Genomic DNA, 17,943 nt, shown 5'->3' on the forward strand with positions numbered 1-17,943 from the left:
CGACCGAGGTCACCCCCGCCGAGGAGGCCACCGGCACGCGCACCCCGCGCCGTCGGCGCCGCACCCGCGGCGGGGCGCAGGAGCCGCTGACGGCCACGTCGACCGCTCCCGAGACCACGGCGGAGGCCGCTGCGGCCGCCGAGTCCGCCGTGACGTCCGCCGAGGGCCCCGCCCTGGACACCACCGCCGACTCCGCGGCCAAGCCGCGCCGCCGCCGCACCCGCAAGTCCGCGGAGCCGACGGTGGTGTCGGCCGAGACGGCCGTCGCCGAGACCCCGGCGCCGGCGGTCACGGAGCCCGAGGCGCCGCAGACCACGCCGCGCCGCCGCACCCGCAAGGCCACGGCGGCCGCGGAGACCGTGCTGGACACGGCCGAGTCGGTCCCGGAGGCCGTGGCGGAGACCACGCCGCGCCGCCGCACCCGCAAGGCCACGGCGGCCGCGGAGACCGTGCTGGACACGGCCGAGTCGGTCCCGGAGGCCGTGGCGGAGACCACGCCGCGCCGCCGCACCCGCAAGGCCGCGAGCCCGGAGACGGTCACCGAGGCCGTGGAGACCGCGGAGGCCAGGCCGCGTACCCGTACGCGCAAGGCCGCGGCCGCCGCGGAAGCCGCCGTCGACACGGCGGAGGCCGTGGAGGCCAAGCCGCGCCGCACGCGCAAGAAGGCCGCGGTCGCCGAGCCCCTCGCGGACACCGTGGAGGCGGCGGAGCCCAAGCCCCGCACCCGCAAGACCGCGGCTGCGGTCGAGGCACCGGCCGAGGTGGCGGAAGCCACGGAGACCAAGCCGCGCACGCGGACCCGCAAGGCCGCGGCCGCCGCGGAGACCGCGGTCGACACGGCGGAAGCCGTGGAGGCCAAGCCGCGCCGCACGCGCAAGAAGGCCGCCGCGCCCTAGGTCTCGGCCGAGATCGCGGCGCAGACCGCCGACTAGCCGGACGCCAAGCCGCGCACCCGCACCCGCAAGGCCGCGGCCGCCGCGGAGACCGCGGTCGACACGGCGGAAGCCGTGGAGGCCAAGCCGCGCCGCACGCGCAAGAAGGCCGCCGCGCCCGAGGTCTCGGCCGAGATCCCGGCGCAGACCGCCGACGAGCCGGACGCCAAGCCGCGCACCCGCACCCGCAAGGCCGCGGCCGCCGCGGAGACCGCGGTCGACACGGCGGAAGCCGTGGAGGCCAAGCCGCGCCGCACGCGCAAGAAGGCCGCCGCGCCCGAGGTCTCGGCCGAGATCCCGGCGCAGACCGCCGACGAGCCGGACGCCAAGCCGCGCACCCGCACCCGCAAGGCCGCGGTGGCGGCCGTCGAGACGGCGGAGGCCGCCGAGGCCAAGCCGCGTACCCGTACGCGCAAGGCCGCGGCGACCGCGGAGGCGGCCCTCGACACCGCGGAGGGCGCGGCGGCCAAGCCGCGCACCCGCACCCGCAAGGCCGCGGTGGCGGCCGTCGAGACGGCGGAGGCCGCCGAGGCCAAGCCGCGTACCCGTACGCGCAAGGCCGCGGCGACCGCGGAGGCGGCCCTCGACACCGCGGAGGGCGCGGCGGCCAAGCCGCGCACCCGCAAGAAGGCCGCGGCGGCCGAGGTCCCGGCCGAGACCGCCGAGGCCACGCCCCGTCGGCGTACGCGCAAGGCCGCCGAGCCGGTCGAGGCCGTCACGGCGCCCGAGGCGCCTGAGGCCAAGCCGCGCACGCGCACCCGCAAGGTGGCGGCCGCCGCGGAGACCGCCGTCGACACGGCGGAAGCCGTGGAGGCCAAGCCGCGCCGCATCCGTAAGAAGGCCGCCGCTGCCGAGGTCTCGGCCGAGATCCCGGCTCAGGCGTCCGAGGAGCCCAAGCCCCGGACCCGCACCCGGAAGGCCGCGGCGTCCGCCGAGGCCCCCGCCGACGCGGCCGAGGCCAAGCCCAGGACGCGCCGCACCCGCAAGGTGGCGGCCACCGCGGAGCCCACGGAGGGCTGACGCTCACCACCCGACGGCCCGGCCCCCATGACGTGGGGGCCGGGCCGTCGGCGTTTCCACCCCGCGGCAGCCCGCTCCCGGCACACCCCGGCACCCGCCGTGCCGCCCATGGCACCTGCCCCGTCCCCCGCAGTGCACCCCCGCCCGCTCCCCCTCCCCGTCACCCCGGCCGGATAACCTCACCCTTATGAGCAGGCCTCCGACCTTCACCCCGCCCTCCGGCGCTCGTGCGTACACCCTGCACACGGGACGCGGGGAGTTCGCCGTCGTGGACGCGCCCGTGGCAGCCGGTGTTCCCGAGCGGGGCACCGCCCTGCTGCTTCCCGGCTTCACCGGCAGCAAGGAGGACTTCAACCCTCTGCACGCGCCCCTCGCGGCCCGTGGCTACCGGACCGTCGCCGTGGACGGCCGGGGGCAGTACGAGTCCGACGGCCCGGCGGAGGACGAATCGGCTTACGCACAGGAGGAGTTGGCGCGGGACGTCCTCGCGCAGGCCGCCGCTCTCGGCACGCCGCTCCACCTCGTGGGCCACTCCCTCGGAGGGCAGATCGCCCGGGCGGCCGTGCTGCTGGACCACTCCCCCTTCCGCTCGCTCACCCTCATGGCCTCGGGGCCGGCGCACATCTCCGCCTCCCAGCAGGAGCGGGTCAAGCTGCTCCGCGACGCCCTCGCGGTGATGTCGATGGCCGAGGTGTGGGAGGCGATCCAGGCCATGGAGGCGCCCGAGGAGACCGACACCGGTGACCTCGACGCCGGTCTGGACGACCAGGAGGATCTGCGGCGCCGCTGGCTCGGCAACAAGCCCGCCCAGCTCCTCGCCACCGGGCGCCAGTTGTGCGTGGAGCCGGACCGGGTGGCGGAACTGGCCGCCGTGCCGCTGCCCTTCCACGTCCTGTCGGGAGAGCGCGACGACACCTGGCCGGTGCCGCTGCTGGACGACATGTCCCGGCGGCTGCGCGCCCACCGCACGGTCGTCGAGGGCGCCGAGCACTCCCCCAACACCGACAGGCCCCTGGACACCGCCCGCGCGTTCGCCGACTTCTGGGACACCACGGACGCCGCCTGAGACGCCACGCGGAACCGTCGGCTAGTACTGCGTCTGCAGGTGGTCCCAGAAGCCGTCCCGCAGCGCCCGCCGCAGGTCCGCCTGTCCGCGCAGCGAGTACTGCAGCAGGCCCTCCGCCTCCACCAGCAGGTCCTGGTCCACCGAGCCCGGCAGGTACGGGTGCCCGGGCAGCAGCTCGACCAGCGATTCGCGTCCCCGGGCCGCGAGCCACTTCGCCGCGATCTGCGCGCCGACGAAGCGGACGTTCTCCCGCGTCGGCCGGGTGGTGCCGGCCTCGTAGGCGGGGGCGGTGCGCCGGGCGACGTAGGGCTTGAAGAACTCGAGGTCCAGGGTGCGCTGGCTGTCGACCTCCCACAGCAGGGGCTCGGCCTGGTTGCGGCCCTCGGGCGCCTCGATGCCCCACAGGTGGACCCGGGCGCCGTACCCCTGCGCCGCCTCGACCGCCGAGACCAGGTCCTCGTCGCCGCCCAGGAGCGCCGCGTCGCTGATCGCGCGGTGCCGGGCGAGGGACTCGAGGTCGGTCCGGATGAGTGAGTCGACTCCCTTCTGCTGGTTGTTGGCGTTGAGGTTGCCGAGCCGGACCTTGACGTCCGGCAGCTCCGCGATCGACTGCTGCTCGGCGGTGTGGATGCGGCGCCGCGCGCCGTCGTACCAGTAGACCCGGAGGAGCCGGCTGTCCGCGAAGATCGTGCGGGCCCGGTCGATGAGGGCCTCGATCAGGCCTTCGGCGTCGAGGTCGAAGGCGCGGCGGTCCTCCGTTCCGGCGACCAGGCGCCCCGCGGCCGCGTACAGGTATCCCGCGTCGACGAAGATCGCATGCGTCGAGGGCGTCTTCGCCACCTCGGCGAGCATGCGCTGCAGCAGCTCGTTGGTGCGGTCGATGCGGGCCGTGAGGGCCGCGAGGTCGTCGTTCATCACCACCATTGTCCCGGCGGTCACGCAGTGAACACAACCGGTCCCGATCCGTCTCCTTGCGCTGTCTCGGCGATCCCTTACCGGCTAGTAGTTAGCCGTTCGAAAAATTTCCTTAGCGTAGGGAATGTTTGTAACACGCAGCCCGTTGACTAGATCAGAACCACGCGACGAAGGGAGAGGCCATGCGCTTCGAAATCATGCGACTCGACGAGGTCGACGGAACGCCCGTGGACAGCACCGTCGTGGACGCCGCCTCCGTCAATCGGATCGTCCAGCAGGCCGCCGCCATAGGGCAGCGACTCTGGATCCGGCCGGCCGAGACCGCCGCCTCGTAAGAGGCACGACGACTGACGACGTAACACGAAGAGAACCGAAGAGACACGCGAAGAGACGCGAACGGACACTGACGCGGATCACCGCTGAGGCTTCAGAGCCCCCGTACGGCACGGACGCCGTACGGGGGCTCTGCGCTTGCGGAGGCGTCCCGCCAGGAGGGGCTCAGGCGCCCTTGATCACCTGCGTGACGCCGTTGATGATCTGCTGCACGGCGATGGCGGACAGCATCATGCCCGCGAGCCGCGTCACGAGGACGACGCCGCCGTCCTTGATGATCCGGATGATCAGCAGCGAGTAGCGCATGACCAGCCACAGCACGACGTGGATGGCGAGGATCGCGCACCACACCGACACCTGCGTGGCCACGCTGTCGGCCTTCTGCACGGCGAGGATGACGGACACGATCGCACCGGGCCCGGCCAGCAGGGGCATGCCGAGCGGTACGAGGGCGACGTTGACGTCCTTGGTCTGCTTCGGTTCGTCGGTCTTGCCGGTGAGCAGGTCGAGGGCGATCAGCAGGAGCAGCAGCCCGCCCGCGATCATCAGCGCGGGCACGGAGACGTGCAGGTAGTCCAGGATCTGGTGGCCGAGGACCCCGAAGACGGCGATGACCCCGCCCGCCACGCAGACGGCCTGGAAGGCCATGCGCTTCTGCACCTTGCCGGGGCGTCCGGCGGTCAGGGCGAGGAAGATCGGGGTGATCCCGGGGGGATCCATGATGACGAAGAGGGTCAGGAACAGGGAGCCGAAGACGGCGAGGTCGAACATGAGGGCCTTGCTGGAGTGACGAGGGTGAGCGGGGTGGCGGGGGCGGGCTCAGGCCCCGCCGGTCCCAGGCACGGGGAACGCCCCGGTCGCCCGCCGCGTGATCTCGCCGTACACCTCGGGGTCGGTCGTGTACTCGCCGAGGACGCACGTCTTGCGGCTGCCGTGGTAGTCGCTGGACCCGGTGACGAGCAGTCCCAGCTCCTCCGCGAGACCCCGCAGCCGCGCCCGGGTGTCCGGGGCGTGGTCCATGTGGTCGACCTCGATGCCGTCGAGTCCGGCGGCGGCCAGCTCGGCGATCGTCGCCTCGGGCACCGTACGGCCGCGCTTGTGTGCGCCCGGGTGCGCGAAGACGGTGACCCCGCCCGCTGCCTTGACCAGCCGGATCGCCTCGAAGGGGTCGGTCTCGTGCTTCTCGACGTAGGCCCGGCCGCCGTCGGCGAGCCACTCGGGGGTGAACGCGTCGCTCACGGTGGGCACCACGCCCAGCTCGACGAGCGCGGTGGCGACGTGCGGCCGTCCGACCGAGCCGTCCCCGGCGATCCGCAGCACCTGCTCCCAGGTGACCGGCACGCCGAGCCCGTTCAGCTTGGCGACCATGCCCTGGGCGCGGGGCACCCGGTCGTCCCGCACGAGCTCGCGCTCGGCGAGGAGGGCCGGCTCGTCGGGGTCGAAGAGGTAGGCGAGCATGTGCAGGGAGACGCCGTCGACACGGCAGGACAGCTCGGCCCCGGTCACGAGCGTGAGGCCCGCGGGCAGCGCGGCGACGGCCTCGGCATGGCCGCGGGTGGTGTCGTGGTCGGTCAGCGCGACGACGTCCAGCCCGGCCGCGGCGGCGTTCCGCACCAGCTCGGCGGGGGTGTCCGTACCGTCGGAGGCCGTGGAGTGGGTGTGCAGGTCGATGCGCACGCGGCGGGCTCCAGGCGAGGACGGGACGGAACGGGACGCTCAAGGATAACCGGATTTACGGCATCCTCTGTCACACCCGAATCCGGCATGCGCCCCCTACAGCTCGCCCTCAGGGTTTCAACAGCCTGGGCGACAGCGCGCCGCAGGGAACCAGCTCGACCTCCGCCCCCGCGTCCCGCAGATCCGTCAGCACCAGCTCGTCGTACATCAGCAGTCCGGACTGCTCGGGCCACACCACGGCCCACAGCCACAGCCCCCGCGCCTCCCCGGCGAAGACCGCGCGGTCTTCGGGGCTGCCGGAGACGAGCCACAGCGGGGTCGGCCGGCCACCGGCGAGCACCTTGGTCTGGGGCGGCTTCTCGACGTCCAGGTACGGCCCCGGGTCGGGTCCTTCGACGCCCGCGTACCGCGCGCCGAGCCCGACGCCCAGCTCCTCGGCGACGAGGATCAGCTCCCCCATGCCGCCGAGCGGGCCCGGCCCGGAGCAGGCCACCGCCGTGGCGCGGCCGCCGTGCCGGTCGTCGCCCGCGCAGGCCACGCCCGTGAACAGCCAGCCGACCGGCAGGGGCCACGGCATCCACACCGGCACCTGCGTGCGGTGCACCACGACACTGAGGGCCTCGACGCTGGGCGGGACCACGGGCTGCACCGGGTGCACGGTCCCGTGCACATCGCACTGCCAGGAATCGGCGAAGAGTCCGGGAGCCCTGACCCGGCCACCACACTTCGGGCAACTGGGTTCGCCCCTCATAGGGCCCCACGGTCCTACCCCTGCTCGCCCACGTCAAGGACGATCACCCGTCCGGACGGAACCGTTCACGACAAACCCCGCCCAAAATTAGATGCTGCTTGCATTAATTAGCCACCCTAACTTAATATATGTATAAGCCAACTATCTGAGCGGAAGTGGAGGAAGCATGGCTGACCCCTTCGACGCGGGAGCCGGCGGCATCCTGCGGCAGCCGAAGGCCGTCTGGGCGACGGCCGGCGCGTCCGTCGTCGCCTTCATGGGCATCGGACTCGTGGACCCGATCCTGCCGTCCATCGCCAAGGGCCTGGATGCCACCGCGAGTCAGGTCTCCCTGCTCTTCACCTCGTACTTCCTGATCACCGCCGTGGCGATGCTGCTGACCGGCTTCGTCTCCAGCCGCATCGGCGGCCGGAAGACCCTGCTGCTCGGCCTGGCCCTCGTGGTCCTCTTCGCGGGCCTGGCCGGCACCTCCGGCTCGGTCGGCGAACTGGTCGGCTTCCGCGCCGGCTGGGGCCTCGGCAACGCACTGTTCGTCTCGACGGCCCTCGCGGTCATCGTCGGCGCGGCGGCGGGAGGCAGCGCGGCGGCGATCCTGCTCTACGAGTCCGCCCTGGGCCTCGGCATGGCCTGCGGCCCGCTGCTGGGCGCGGTACTGGGCAACGTCAGCTGGCGCTACCCGTTCTTCGGCACGGCCACGCTGATGGCGATCGGCTTCCTGTGCATCACGGCCTTCCTCAAGGAGCAGCCGAGGCCGGCCCGCAAGACCTCGGTCCTCGACCCGATCAGGGCGCTCGGCCACGGCGGGCTCGCCTCCGCCGCCGCCTCGGCGTTCTTCTACAACTACACGTTCTTCACCGTGCTGGCCTTCACCCCGTTCGTGCTGAACATGACCCCGTACAGGTCGGGTGCCGTGTTCTTCGCCTGGGGTCTGCTGCTGGCCGTGTTCTCGGTGGTCGTCGCGCCGCGCCTGCAGGAGCGGTTCGGCTCGCTGAAGGTGCTCGGCGGCTCGCTGGTGCTGCTGGCCGCGGACGTCCTCGTCCTCGGCTACGGCGACCACACCACCGCCGTCGTCTGCACGATCCTGTCCGGCGCGTTCATCGGCTTGAACAACACCGTCTACACCGAGCTGGCGCTCGGCGTGTCGGACGCGCCGCGCCCGGTGGCGAGCGCGGGCTACAACTTCGTGCGCTGGTTCGCGGCCGCCGCGGCGCCGTACTTCGCGCCGAAGATCGAGGAGTGGACCGACATCCACGTCCCGTTCGTGGTGGCCGCGGTCACCGCTCTTCTGGGCGCACTCGTCGTCCTCGTACGGCGTCGGGCGCTCACGCACGACGCCGAGCAGCTGGAGACCGCGCACGCGACCGAGGACGGCGTCACGGTGTTCGCGAACTGACGCCTCACGACCGCCGGTTGGTGAGCTTGCTCACGCGCCGGTCAGTCGAGCGGGACGGACTTCCGGGCCGGGTCCCTGAGGTCCGTCCCGTGCGTCAGCCAGCGCTCCTGGAGGACCTGGGCGCCGTGCACGCGCTTGAAGGCCGCCTCGTTCGCCGTCATGGGCAGCAGCGGCAGGAAGCGGACCGGGTCGAGGGGCTCGTCGAGCACGAGGTCCTCGACCAGACCGCCGGGCTCGGCGACCAGGACGGAGCTGAACGGCGCGCCGGGCCAGAGGGGTTCACCCACCTCCAGCGAGGCCCCCGGAGCCACGATCACACCCTCGACCTGCGGGGACGCGGCGAGGACGGCGAGCGGGCGCAGCGCCTTGTCGGTGTCGGCGAGACCCGCGCGCACCGACAGGACCAGTTCGGCGCGCGGCCCCTTGACCGGGTCGGCGAGCACCGCGGTGGGGTCGCTCATCGGCTGCGCCGACATGCCGAGGGTGGCGTAGCGGACGATGTCGCCCTCGTGGAAGCGGAGGACCTCGATGCGGTCCGTGCCGAGGAACGTGACCGCCGCGCGGGCGTCCGGTTCGCCGAGCGCGGTGCGCAACCTTGCCTCGACCAGAGGAAGAACATCAACCATGCGGCGAGCATAGAACTCGTCAGTACCGGGCAAAGCAGCGCCTTGACACTTTGGGCGGCTGATACTCTGGCCCGGTCGTCGGGGCAGCATGCAGAGCATCGCGATCGAGTCCCGACACTGTGGAACTCCCTTGCGGGAGTGGATCGTCCCTTACGAGGGACCGGCCGGAGGAGGTGGGGCTGTCATGGATCGAAGTCACCCGTGCAGTACCACTCGCTCTTCCCGCCGCTGATGTAGCTGGTCCGGCTGTGGCTGACCGCCTCCTTTCAGGTCTGCGTCCTCACGCGGAAGAGCACTTCGTCTCGCCTTGCCTGATCTGTCCGATCTGAATCAGCAGCGAAACTCGCCACCGCGACGGTGCGGTGCTCCCCGCTTTGTGGACGTGCCAAACACCCACGGCCCAGGACGTCCTCATTCCGGGCAGTTCCATCCGTCGTCGGCGCCCTTTCGTTGCCTGTCACGAAGGAGCCAGCCATGTCGATGATCCGTGACCTCCGCGCTGCGGTCCGCCCGTCCCGCCCCTCGCTGCGCAAGAGCGCGCTGCACCTGGACAACGGCGGCTACGACACCACCCGTGACCCGGCGACCCCCTCGGCCGTCGTCGACTGCGCCGTCTACCGCGACGGCGCCCGGGTGCAGACCCCGCAGCCGATGACCCCGCACGAGGCGATGCGCTCGGTGCGCCGCGACGGGGGCTTCGTGTGGATCGGGCTGCACGAGCCGACGGAGTCCGAATTCTCCGGCATCGCGAGCGAGTTCGGGCTGCACCCGCTGGCCGTGGAGGACGCCGTGCAGGCCCACCAGCGGCCCAAGCTGGAGCGGTACGACGACTCCCTGTTCACCGTCTTCAAGACCATCCACTACGTCGAGCACGACGAGCTCACCGCCAACAGCGAGATCGTCGAGACCGGTGAGGTGATGTGCTTCACCGGGCGGGACTTCTTCATCACCGTCCGGCACGGCGGCCAGGGCTCGCTGCGCGCGCTGCGCCACCGCCTCCAGGACGACCCGGAGCTGCTCGCCAAGGGCCCCTCGGCGGTGCTGCACGCGATCGCCGACCACGTCGTGGACGGCTATCTCGCGGTGGCGGACGCCATGCAGGACGACATCGACGAGGTGGAGACCGAGGTCTTCTCGCCGGGCCGCGGCGGTGTCGCGCGCGGTGTCGACTCGGCGCGGATCTACCAGCTCAAGCGCGAGGTGCTGGAGTTCAAGCGGGCGGTGTCGCCTTTGCTGCGGCCGATGCAGCTGCTGAGCGAGCGGCCGATGCGGCTGATCGACCCCGACATCCAGAAGTACTTCCGGGACGTCGCCGACCACCTGGCGCGCGTCCAGGAGCAGGTCTTCAGCTTCGACGAGCTGCTGAACTCCATCCTCCAGGCCAACCTCGCCCAGGCGTCGGTCGCGCAGAACGAGGACATGCGGAAGATCACCGCGTGGGCGGCCATCATCGCCGTACCGACGATGGTGACCGGGGTGTACGGCATGAACTTCGACTCCATGCCGGAACTGCACTGGCACTACGGCTACCCGACGGTCCTGTGCGTCACGGTGGCCCTCTGCGTGGGCATCCACCGCAGCCTGAAGCGGAACGGCTGGCTGTGAGACGGCCTGGATAGGCTGAGCCCATGACAAGCGAGCTGCTCGACCAGGCCCTCGTCGAGGAGGCCACGAAGAAGTCCGGCCTCATCTGGGTCCGGGGTGCCGGGGTGCCGGCCCGTGCGCTGTGGCACGTGTGGCACGAGGGTGCCGCGTGCGTGGTCGGCGACGGTCCCGGTGAGCAGCCGCTGTCCGGGCTGGCCGACGGCGGCCCCGCCGAGGTGACCGTGCGCAGCAAGGACAAGGGCGGCCGGCTGGTGACCTGGCCGGCGACGGTCGTGGAGCTCGCGTCCGGGTCCGAGGCGTGGCAGGCCGCGGTCGCCGAGCTGAAGGGCAAGCGTCTCAACGCGCCCGACGGAGAGGCGATGCAGGACCGGTGGGCCCGCGAGTGCCGGGTCCTGCGCCTGGAACCGGCGGGGACGCCGGCGCCCCTGCCGGACGGCTCCCTGGCCGAGGCGCCCCTGCCGACCCCGGCCACCACACGCCGGCCGGTCCCGGCGGGCCTCCCCCGGCTGCTCTTCAAGAAGAAACGCGGGCGCTAGCCGTTTCAGGACGTCGGCAGTTGCTTGCCGTAGTCCACCGTCTCGCTCCTGTCCGGCTCGCTGAGCGCGAAGTCCTTGTCCCAGGCGGAGAAGGTCAGCGTGCCCGCGCCGCCCGCGCGTTGCAGGCGCAGCGGGTACGGCTTGCCCTCCAGGGAGACGTCGAGGGTGCCGCCTGAGCCCTTGTCACCGGTGATCCGGATGGTGCGGGTACCCGACTGCTCGTGATGACCGTCGGTCGCGAGGGACCCGTGCAGGGTCAACAGCCCTTCGAGGAGGACGTCCTTGTCCGTGAAGCCGCTGAACCGCTTGTACGAGGGGTCGCCCTGGGGCACCTTCACGTACTTGCCGTCGAGCTTGCCCGCGCTCGTGGCGCCCGTGCCGCCGTCGGCGTGGTTCCAGAAGCCCGCGCCGGCCTTCAGGTACAGCTTCCCGCCGATGCGCAGCAGGCCGAAGGCGACGCCCTTGGAGGTCACCGAGCCGGTGCCGCCGTCCGCCTTCAGCCGCATGTCGAGGGTGTACGTGCGCCCGTTGGTGACCACGGTTCCCGCGAGCCGTACCGTCCGGGCCGACTCGGCGGCCGCCCGGGTCCGCGACTGGATCTGCGCGGCCGACAGCTTGCCGACCCCGTTGGTGCCGGCGTCGGGGTCCTCGCTGCATCCCGTGAGGAACCCCGTGCCCGTCACGACCAGGGCGCACATCGCACCCAGCAGCGTGGTCCGGCGGATGCGGTCCTGGGGGATCACAGACACAGGTGGGGCTGCCTTCCGGTCGCGGGACGTGAGCGGCGTACGGCAGCGTACCGGGGGCCCGCCGGCCCGGGCGGAGGCAGTCCGTCCGGACCTCCCACCAGGGCGGCCGCGATCGTGACGGGCTAGCCTGAAGCCCACCGGAGTGGGCAAAGCGGAAAAGGAACACAAGCCGAAACACCCGTAGCGAACTTGTCAGAAAAGGAGGCGCGGCCATGGCAGCGGGCGCCCCCCGGATCTTCGTCTCGCACCTCTCCGGTGTCGCCGTCTTCGATCCCAGCGGCGACCAGGTGGGCCGCGTGCGCGATCTGGTCGTCATGCTGCGCGTCGGGCGGCGGCCCCCGCGCGTGCTCGGGCTGGTCGTCGAACTGTCCACCCGGCGCCGCATCTTCCTGCCGATGACCCGGGTGACCGGCATCGAGTCCGGACAGGTCATCACCACCGGCGTGCTCAACGTCCGCCGCTTCGAGCAACGGCCCACCGAGCGCCTCGCGTTCGGCGAGCTCCTGGACCGGCGGGTGACGCTCGTGGAGACCGGCGAGGAGGTCACCGTCCTCGATCTGTCGGTGCATCACCTCGCGGCCCGCCGCGACTGGGAGGTCGACCGCGTCTTCGTCCGCAAGGGCAGGAAGGGCAGCGCCTTCCGGCGGGCCAAGGGCGAGACGCTGACCGTGGAGTGGTCCGCGGTGACCGGTTTCTCCCTGGAGGAGCACGGACAGGGCGCCGAGAGCCTCCTGGCCACCTTCGAGCAGTTGCGCCCGGCCGACCTCGCGAACGTCCTGCACCACCTGTCCGCCAAGCGGCGCGCGGAGGTCGCCGCCGCCCTCGACGACGACCGCCTGGCCGACGTCCTCGAGGAGCTTCCCGAGGACGACCAGATCGAGATCCTCGGCAAGCTGAAGGAGGAGCGGGCGGCGGACGTCCTGGAGGCCATGGACCCCGACGACGCGGCCGACCTGCTCGGCGAACTGCCGGAGGACGACCAGGAGCGGCTGCTGAGCCTGATGCAGCCCGCCGACGCGGCCGACATGCGGCGCCTGATGGCGTACGAGGAGCACACGGCGGGCGGTCTGATGACCACCGAGCCGATCGTGCTGCGGCCGGACGCCACCGTCGCCGACGCCCTCGCCCGGGTGCGCAACGCCGACCTCTCCCCCGCCCTCGCCGCCCAGGTCTACGTCTGCCGCCCGCCGGACGAGACCCCCACCGGCAAGTACCTGGGCACGGTCCACTTCCAGCGCCTGCTGCGCGATCCGCCGTACACCCTGGTCAGCTCGATCATCGACGACGACCTGCAGCCGCTGGACCCGGACGATCCGCTGCAGGTCGTCGCCGGGTTCTTCGCGACGTACGACATGGTCGCGGCGCCCGTGGTGGACGAGTCCGGGTCGCTGCTGGGCGCGGTGACCGTGGACGACGTCCTCGACCACATGCTGCCCGAGGACTGGCGGGAGACGGAGTTCCACCTGGCCGACGAGGACACCGAGGGGGTGAGCGCGCATGGCTCCTGAGCGCGAGAGCACACGTGAGCGGACCCCGGCGGGCGCGACGGCGAGCACGCGGCCGCGGCCCCGGCTGGACCAGCCGCGTCCGCCGCGCCGGCGGCTGGTGCCCGAGTGGGACCCGGAGGCCTTCGGGCGGCTGTCGGAGCGCATCGCGCGCTTCCTGGGCACCGGGCGGTTCATCGTCTGGATGACGGTCGTCATCATCATGTGGGTGGCGTGGAACGTGTTCGCGCCGAAGGACCTGCGCTTCGACAACTACCCGTTCATCTTCCTGACCCTGATGCTGTCCCTGCAGGCCTCCTACGCGGCCCCGCTGATCCTGCTCGCGCAGAACCGGCAGGACGACCGCGACCGGGTCAACCTGGAGCAGGACCGCAAGCAGAACGAGCGTTCCATCGCCGACACCGAGTACCTGACCCGGGAGATCGCCGCCCTGCGCATCGGCCTCGGCGAGGTCGCCACCCGCGACTGGATCCGCTCCGAGCTGCAGGATCTGATGAAGGAGCTGGAGTACCGCAAGGACGGGCACCACGAACACGCCGTATTCCCGGCAGAACGGCCGCGGGCACGTGACGTAGACGACCGGTGACGGGCTTACCTGGGCCCGGCCACCGAGCCGTACCATCGTTCCTATGGCTAGCGAAGACGCGGTGCGCGAGGCACTGGCGACGGTGAACGACCCCGAGATCAACCGCCCCATCACCGAACTCGGGATGGTCAAATCGGTGGAGATCGGGGCAGACGGCGCGGTCGCGGTCACCGTGTACCTGACGGTCTCCGGCTGCCCGATGCGCGAGACGATCACCCAGCGCGTGACCGAGGCGGTCTCCCGTGTGGAGGGCGTCACCCGTGTCGACGTCGCGCTCGACGTGATGAGCGACGAGCAGCGCAAGGAGCTGGCGAACGCCCTGCGCGGCGGCCAGGCCGAGCGCGAGGTCCCCTTCGCCAAGCCGGGCTCGCTCACCCGCGTCTACGCGGTGGCCTCCGGCAAGGGCGGCGTCGGCAAGTCGTCGGTGACGGTGAACCTGGCGGCGGCGATGGCGGCGGACGGCCTGAAGGTCGGTGTCGTGGACGCCGACATCTACGGCCACAGCGTGCCGCGCATGCTGGGCGCCGACGGCCGTCCCACCCAGGTCGAGAACATGATCATGCCGCCGTCGGCGAACGGCGTGAAGGTCATCTCCATCGGCATGTTCACCCCGGGCAACGCGCCGGTCGTGTGGCGCGGCCCGATGCTGCACCGCGCGCTCCAGCAGTTCCTCGCGGACGTCTACTGGGGCGACCTGGACGTCCTGCTCCTGGACCTGCCCCCGGGCACCGGCGACATCGCGATCTCGGTGGCGCAGCTGGTCCCGAACGCCGAGATCCTGGTCGTGACGACCCCGCAGATGGCGGCCGCCGAGGTGGCCGAGCGGGCGGGCTCCATCGCCGTGCAGACCCACCAGAAGATCGTCGGCGTGGTCGAGAACATGTCCGGCCTGCCCTGCCCGCACTGCGGCGAGATGGTCGACGTCTTCGGCACGGGCGGCGGCCAGACGGTCGCCGACGGCCTGACCCGCACCACGGGCGCGACGGTCCCGGTGCTGGGCAGCATCCCGATCGACGTCCGGCTGCGCGAGGGCGGCGACGAGGGCAAGCCGGTGGTCCTGACCGACCCCGACAGCCCGGCGGGCACGGCCCTGCGCGGCATCGCGGGCAAGCTGGGCGGCCGGCAGCGGGGACTTTCGGGGATGTCCCTGGGGATCACCCCGAAGAACAAGTTCTGAATCGTCGCCCTCGGGGCGCGGGGAACTGCGCGGCCGGCCACTCACGGCCCGCAGTTCCCCTACCGGCACGTCACGCGTACGAGCCGATGTCCTTGATCATGGCGAAGCCGAGCCCGTACGCACTCATGCCCCTGCCGTACGCGCCCACGTGCACGCCTTCCTGCGTGGAGCCGGCGAGCACCCAGCCGAACTCCGACTCGCGGTAGTGGAAGGGCGTGGGCACGCCGTCCACCGGCAGGGAGAGCGTCGACCACTCGGGGCCCTCCAGGTCGTCGGCCAGCGCCCAGGCCGTCTCGGTCTGCTGCTCCAGCCAGTCGTCCCGCAGGGTGTGGTCCATCTGGCCGGGCCAGGTGAACGACAGCAGTCCCACCCCAGCCAGCCACGCCGCGGAGGAGACCGAGGTGGCCTCCAGCAGGCCGGTGCCGTCTGCGCTCCTGCGGGAGGGGTTCGCGGCGACCGTCACGACGACCGCGAACTTCTCCCGCGGCTCACCGGTGCTGCCCACCTCGTTCTTGACCGAGGGCTCGTCGCCGTGCCCGATCGACCCGTGCTCGACGGCCCCGTCGGCCGCCGTACCGACCTGCATCAGCCAGCGCGGTCCCGTGAACGCCTCGTCGAGGCCGTACCACGGGAAGGGCGCCTGCAGGTAGCCGTCGACCGTGCGCCGGGCGGAGGGGACGTGTTGTCCACCCTCCGCGGCCGGCGCCTGCGCGACTGCCTGACTCGTCGTCTCCATGTGCCCGGACGCCTCCTCGCTCTCGTCGGACCGGAGCGGCCCGCCCCCCTTCGGGCTGACTCGTCCGGTCCGCACAACAACTCGGCAGCATAGCCACCCCGCTCCGGACAGCCGGGAAACCGCCCGCCGCGCGGGGCGGCGAGGGGGGTCGGTTCAGGCCGTGCGAGGGCGGCACGGAGTATGAAACGCGTCACGTACGACGGCTTCCGGGCCCTGCGCGGTACGGCTCAGGTGGCGTCCGCGTCGAAGGGCGGACGGCCGTCTTCCTCGGGCTTCTTCGTCATGTCGACGCGGCCGCCGGAGGGGCCGGGGGAGCCGTTCGCGGGCGACGGTGCGGAGTCGGCGTCGTAGGTCTGCACCGCCTCGGTGACCTCGGCCATCTCCTTCTTCAGGTCGAAGCCGTTTCGGAGCTCCTTGAGCCCCAGGTCGTCGTTGTCCAGCTGCTTGCGGATGAACGTCTTGGGGTTGAGGTCCTCGAACTCGAAGTCCTTGAACTCGGGGCCGAGTTCGGACCGGATGTCCTGCTTGGCGCTCTCCGAGAACTCCCGGATCTTGCGGATGGTCCGCATCACGTCCTGGATGACCTTCGGGAGCTTGTCCGGACCGAAGACGAGCACGGCAAGGACAACGAGCGTGACCAGCTCGAGCGGTCCTACGTCATTGAACACCTGAAGCTCCTAGCGATGTCCTCGGTCCTCGGCCCTCGCGGTCTGTGCGGTCTTCCGTGGTCCGGGCCGGGTCCACGGTACCCGGCCATCCTGTACGACCGGTACCGTCCCGGGGCCTTGGAATGTGGCCGCGTGTGCGGTTTTGGGGGTTGTTTGCCTTGTGGGCGCGGGTCGCGGGGCGCGCCTGTGAGGTTCGTGTCAGATCAGCCGCTGCCGGAGGAGCCGAGCACCAGGGAGATCCTCTTCTCCTTGCCGTCCCGCCGCAGGGTCAGCTCCAGGCGGTCGCCGGGGCGGTGGGCGCGGGTCTTGACGATCAGTTCCTCGCCGGAGTGGACGCGCTGGCCGTCGACGGCGGTGATGACGTCGCCCGGCTCGATGCCCGCCTTGTCGCCGGGGCCGCCCCTGGTGACGGCCGAGCCGCCGCCGGAGGCCTTCGTGCCGACGCGGGCGCCGTCGCCGGTGTAGCTCATGTCGAGGGTCACGCCGATGACCGGGTGGGTGGCGTGGCCGGTGTTGATGAGCTCCTCGGCGACGCGCTTGGCCTGGTTGACGGGGATGGCGAACCCGAGGCCGATCGAACCGGCCTGCCCGCTGCCGGAGTCCGAGCCGTCGTCGGCGGAGCGGATGGCGGAGTTGATGCCGATGACCCGGGCCTGCGAGTCGAGCAGGGGGCCGCCGGAGTTGCCGGGGTTGATCGGCGCGTCGGTCTGCAGGGCGTCGACGTACGACACGTCGGTCCCGTCGGCGCTGTCGCCGCCGGCCGTGATGGGCCGCTCCTTGGCGCTGATGATGCCGGACGTGACCGTGCCCGCCAGGTCGAAGGGGGCGCCGATGGCGACGACGGGGTCGCCGACCTGGACGTTGTCGGAGTTGCCGAGGGGCATGGGCTTCAGTCCGCTGACCCCGCTCACCTTGACGACGGCGAGGTCGTAGCCGCTGTCCCGGCCCACGACGGTGGCCTTGGCGGTGTCGCCGCTGTTGAAGGTGACGGTTATCCGCCCGCCGGAGCCCGCGGGCTCGACGACGTGGTTGTTGGTGAGGATGTGCCCGAGGCCGTCCAGCACGAAGCCGGTTCCGGTACCGGACTCCTCGGCGCCGGTCACGTGCAGGGTCACCACGCTGGGCAGCGCCCGCGCCGCGATCCCGGCCACGCTGTCCGGCGCCCGCCCGGCAGGCTCCTTCCCGGCCTGCGGCAGCTCTACGGCGCCCACGCCGCCGTTCCGCTCCAGATACGCCCCGATGACCCCGCCGACGCTTCCGGCCACGAGGGCGAGCACCAGGGCCCCGAGCACCAGGACCCGCCGCGCGCGCCGCGGCGGCCCGCCGGCGGGCGACGTACCGGTCTGCTGGAGGGGACCGGGCGTGGGGGCCTGCGCCCACGGGTCGTAGTTCCGCCAGGGATCGGCCGACGGCGCCTGGACCACGCCGGGCGGCCCGTGCCGGCCGGTGTCCGCCCCAGGCGCCACGGCCGGGACCGGCTGCGGGCCTGGGTCCGCCGGGGGCGCGGGGGCCGCCGTGCCGGGGGTGTGCGTGGGCGCCGTGCCGTGGGGCGTCGGGGTCGCCGTGCCGTGGGCCGGCGTGGCCGCCGGGTGCTGGACCGGCGGGGCCGCGGCAGGGGCAGCCGCGCCGTGGGGTGCGGGGGCCGCCGTGCCATGCGGCGTCGGCGCC

The 17,943-nt window shown here is 72.3% G+C and carries 18 protein-coding genes and 1 pseudogene; 10 read left to right on the plus strand and 9 right to left on the minus strand.

The annotated features are described in order from the left end of the window. The 3 genes and pseudogenes from M8J74_RS45115 to M8J74_RS40995 form a co-directional block, all read left to right on the plus strand. A pseudogene (locus M8J74_RS45115) lies at positions 1-896 on the plus strand (DEAD/DEAH box helicase); the annotation flags it as partial. 111 nt (positions 897-1,007) lie between these two features. After that, positions 1,008-1,952, plus strand: a complete 945-nt coding sequence (locus M8J74_RS45120; protein ID WP_372500430.1) for a hypothetical protein — start codon at positions 1,008-1,010, stop codon at positions 1,950-1,952. 187 nt (positions 1,953-2,139) lie between these two features. Beyond that, on the plus strand, positions 2,140-3,018 hold the full coding sequence (locus tag M8J74_RS40995) for an alpha/beta fold hydrolase (RefSeq protein ID WP_249841263.1): 879 nt from the start codon (positions 2,140-2,142) through the stop codon (positions 3,016-3,018). Between the two features lie 21 nt (positions 3,019-3,039). Here the strand turns inward: M8J74_RS40995 and M8J74_RS41000 are convergent, their stop codons facing one another. Beyond that, positions 3,040-3,933, minus strand: coding sequence for an NYN domain-containing protein (locus M8J74_RS41000; RefSeq protein WP_058928192.1), 894 nt, complete (start codon positions 3,931-3,933; stop codon positions 3,040-3,042). A 182-nt stretch (positions 3,934-4,115) separates the two neighbouring features. Between M8J74_RS41000 and M8J74_RS41005 the strand changes: the two genes are divergently transcribed. Further along, on the plus strand, positions 4,116-4,268 hold the full coding sequence (locus M8J74_RS41005) for a DUF8834 family protein (protein WP_107416097.1): 153 nt from the start codon (positions 4,116-4,118) through the stop codon (positions 4,266-4,268). A 163-nt stretch (positions 4,269-4,431) separates the two neighbouring features. Here the strand turns inward: M8J74_RS41005 and M8J74_RS41010 are convergent, their stop codons facing one another. The 3 genes from M8J74_RS41010 to M8J74_RS41020 form a co-directional block, all read right to left on the minus strand. Further along, on the minus strand, positions 4,432-5,037 hold the full coding sequence (locus tag M8J74_RS41010; protein ID WP_249841264.1) for a MarC family protein: 606 nt from the start codon (positions 5,035-5,037) through the stop codon (positions 4,432-4,434). A 48-nt stretch (positions 5,038-5,085) separates the two neighbouring features. Beyond that, positions 5,086-5,943, minus strand: coding sequence for a PHP domain-containing protein (locus tag M8J74_RS41015; protein WP_249841265.1), 858 nt, complete (start codon positions 5,941-5,943; stop codon positions 5,086-5,088). A 109-nt stretch (positions 5,944-6,052) separates the two neighbouring features. Beyond that, positions 6,053-6,694 (minus strand): DUF6758 family protein, encoded by a 642-nt coding sequence (locus tag M8J74_RS41020; RefSeq protein ID WP_249841266.1) that lies wholly within the window; start codon positions 6,692-6,694, stop codon positions 6,053-6,055. A gap of 166 nt (positions 6,695-6,860) precedes the next feature. Between M8J74_RS41020 and M8J74_RS41025 the strand changes: the two genes are divergently transcribed. Next, positions 6,861-8,087 (plus strand): MFS transporter, encoded by a 1,227-nt coding sequence (locus M8J74_RS41025; protein WP_249841267.1) that lies wholly within the window; start codon positions 6,861-6,863, stop codon positions 8,085-8,087. 41 nt (positions 8,088-8,128) lie between these two features. Here M8J74_RS41025 and M8J74_RS41030 read toward each other — a convergent pair whose 3' ends face one another. Beyond that, positions 8,129-8,713, minus strand: coding sequence for a suppressor of fused domain protein (locus tag M8J74_RS41030; RefSeq protein ID WP_249841268.1), 585 nt, complete (start codon positions 8,711-8,713; stop codon positions 8,129-8,131). Positions 8,714-9,187: 474 nt separating this feature from the next. Here M8J74_RS41030 and M8J74_RS41035 point away from each other — a divergent pair, with 474 nt between their 5' ends. Together M8J74_RS41035 and M8J74_RS41040 are read left to right on the plus strand one after the other, a co-directional pair. Then, positions 9,188-10,318, plus strand: coding sequence for a magnesium and cobalt transport protein CorA (locus M8J74_RS41035; protein ID WP_058923393.1), 1,131 nt, complete (start codon positions 9,188-9,190; stop codon positions 10,316-10,318). A gap of 23 nt (positions 10,319-10,341) precedes the next feature. Continuing rightward, on the plus strand, positions 10,342-10,854 hold the full coding sequence (locus tag M8J74_RS41040) for a hypothetical protein (protein ID WP_249841269.1): 513 nt from the start codon (positions 10,342-10,344) through the stop codon (positions 10,852-10,854). A gap of 5 nt (positions 10,855-10,859) precedes the next feature. Here M8J74_RS41040 and M8J74_RS41045 read toward each other — a convergent pair whose 3' ends face one another. Beyond that, positions 10,860-11,603 carry a hypothetical protein gene (locus M8J74_RS41045; RefSeq protein ID WP_058923395.1) on the minus strand — a complete coding sequence of 248 codons (744 nt, stop codon included), beginning with the start codon at positions 11,601-11,603 and terminating at the stop codon, positions 10,860-10,862. Between the two features lie 212 nt (positions 11,604-11,815). Here M8J74_RS41045 and M8J74_RS41050 point away from each other — a divergent pair, with 212 nt between their 5' ends. From M8J74_RS41050 to M8J74_RS41060, 3 genes are read left to right on the plus strand one after another with little or no spacing between them, the layout of a single operon-like run. Then, a complete protein-coding gene (locus tag M8J74_RS41050; RefSeq protein ID WP_249841270.1) occupies positions 11,816-13,111 on the plus strand; it encodes a magnesium transporter MgtE N-terminal domain-containing protein in 1,296 nt (431 codons plus the stop codon). Beyond that, positions 13,101-13,694 (plus strand): DUF1003 domain-containing protein, encoded by a 594-nt coding sequence (locus M8J74_RS41055; RefSeq protein ID WP_058923397.1) that lies wholly within the window; start codon positions 13,101-13,103, stop codon positions 13,692-13,694. The genes M8J74_RS41050 and M8J74_RS41055 overlap by 11 nt, the downstream gene beginning before the upstream one ends. A gap of 43 nt (positions 13,695-13,737) precedes the next feature. Further along, a complete protein-coding gene (locus M8J74_RS41060) occupies positions 13,738-14,871 on the plus strand; it encodes an Mrp/NBP35 family ATP-binding protein (protein WP_249841271.1) in 1,134 nt (377 codons plus the stop codon). Between the two features lie 70 nt (positions 14,872-14,941). On the opposite strand, the gene M8J74_RS41065 is transcribed toward M8J74_RS41060, so the two are convergent. The 3 genes from M8J74_RS41065 to M8J74_RS41075 form a co-directional block, all read right to left on the minus strand. After that, on the minus strand, positions 14,942-15,607 hold the full coding sequence (locus tag M8J74_RS41065) for a hypothetical protein (protein WP_058923399.1): 666 nt from the start codon (positions 15,605-15,607) through the stop codon (positions 14,942-14,944). Positions 15,608-15,834: 227 nt separating this feature from the next. Continuing rightward, a complete protein-coding gene (locus M8J74_RS41070; RefSeq protein ID WP_249841272.1) occupies positions 15,835-16,275 on the minus strand; it encodes a sec-independent translocase in 441 nt (146 codons plus the stop codon). A gap of 203 nt (positions 16,276-16,478) precedes the next feature. After that, the coding region (locus tag M8J74_RS41075; RefSeq protein WP_249841273.1) for a S1C family serine protease at positions 16,479-17,943 on the minus strand (1,465 nt) is incomplete at its 5' end.

Origin of the sequence: Streptomyces panaciradicis, from assembly GCF_023516615.1 — a bacterium.
In the GTDB taxonomy this organism is placed as follows: domain Bacteria; phylum Actinomycetota; class Actinomycetes; order Streptomycetales; family Streptomycetaceae; genus Streptomyces; species Streptomyces panaciradicis.

Coding starts and splice junctions, on each gene's coding strand:
- M8J74_RS41035 (WP_058923393.1), top strand. CDS start 9,188: ATGTCGATGATCCGTGACCTCCGCGCTGCGGTCCGCCCGTCCCGCCCC.
- M8J74_RS41025 (WP_249841267.1), top strand. CDS start 6,861: ATGGCTGACCCCTTCGACGCGGGAGCCGGCGGCATCCTGCGGCAGCCG.
- M8J74_RS41005 (WP_107416097.1), top strand. CDS start 4,116: ATGCGCTTCGAAATCATGCGACTCGACGAGGTCGACGGAACGCCCGTG.
- M8J74_RS41000 (WP_058928192.1), bottom strand. CDS start 3,933: ATGAACGACGACCTCGCGGCCCTCACGGCCCGCATCGACCGCACCAAC.
- M8J74_RS41060 (WP_249841271.1), top strand. CDS start 13,738: ATGGCTAGCGAAGACGCGGTGCGCGAGGCACTGGCGACGGTGAACGAC.
- M8J74_RS41030 (WP_249841268.1), bottom strand. CDS start 8,713: ATGGTTGATGTTCTTCCTCTGGTCGAGGCAAGGTTGCGCACCGCGCTC.
- M8J74_RS41020 (WP_249841266.1), bottom strand. CDS start 6,694: ATGAGGGGCGAACCCAGTTGCCCGAAGTGTGGTGGCCGGGTCAGGGCT.
- M8J74_RS41050 (WP_249841270.1), top strand. CDS start 11,816: ATGGCAGCGGGCGCCCCCCGGATCTTCGTCTCGCACCTCTCCGGTGTC.
- M8J74_RS40995 (WP_249841263.1), top strand. CDS start 2,140: ATGAGCAGGCCTCCGACCTTCACCCCGCCCTCCGGCGCTCGTGCGTAC.
- M8J74_RS41040 (WP_249841269.1), top strand. CDS start 10,342: ATGACAAGCGAGCTGCTCGACCAGGCCCTCGTCGAGGAGGCCACGAAG.
- M8J74_RS41055 (WP_058923397.1), top strand. CDS start 13,101: ATGGCTCCTGAGCGCGAGAGCACACGTGAGCGGACCCCGGCGGGCGCG.
- M8J74_RS41065 (WP_058923399.1), bottom strand. CDS start 15,607: ATGGAGACGACGAGTCAGGCAGTCGCGCAGGCGCCGGCCGCGGAGGGT.
- M8J74_RS41010 (WP_249841264.1), bottom strand. CDS start 5,037: ATGTTCGACCTCGCCGTCTTCGGCTCCCTGTTCCTGACCCTCTTCGTC.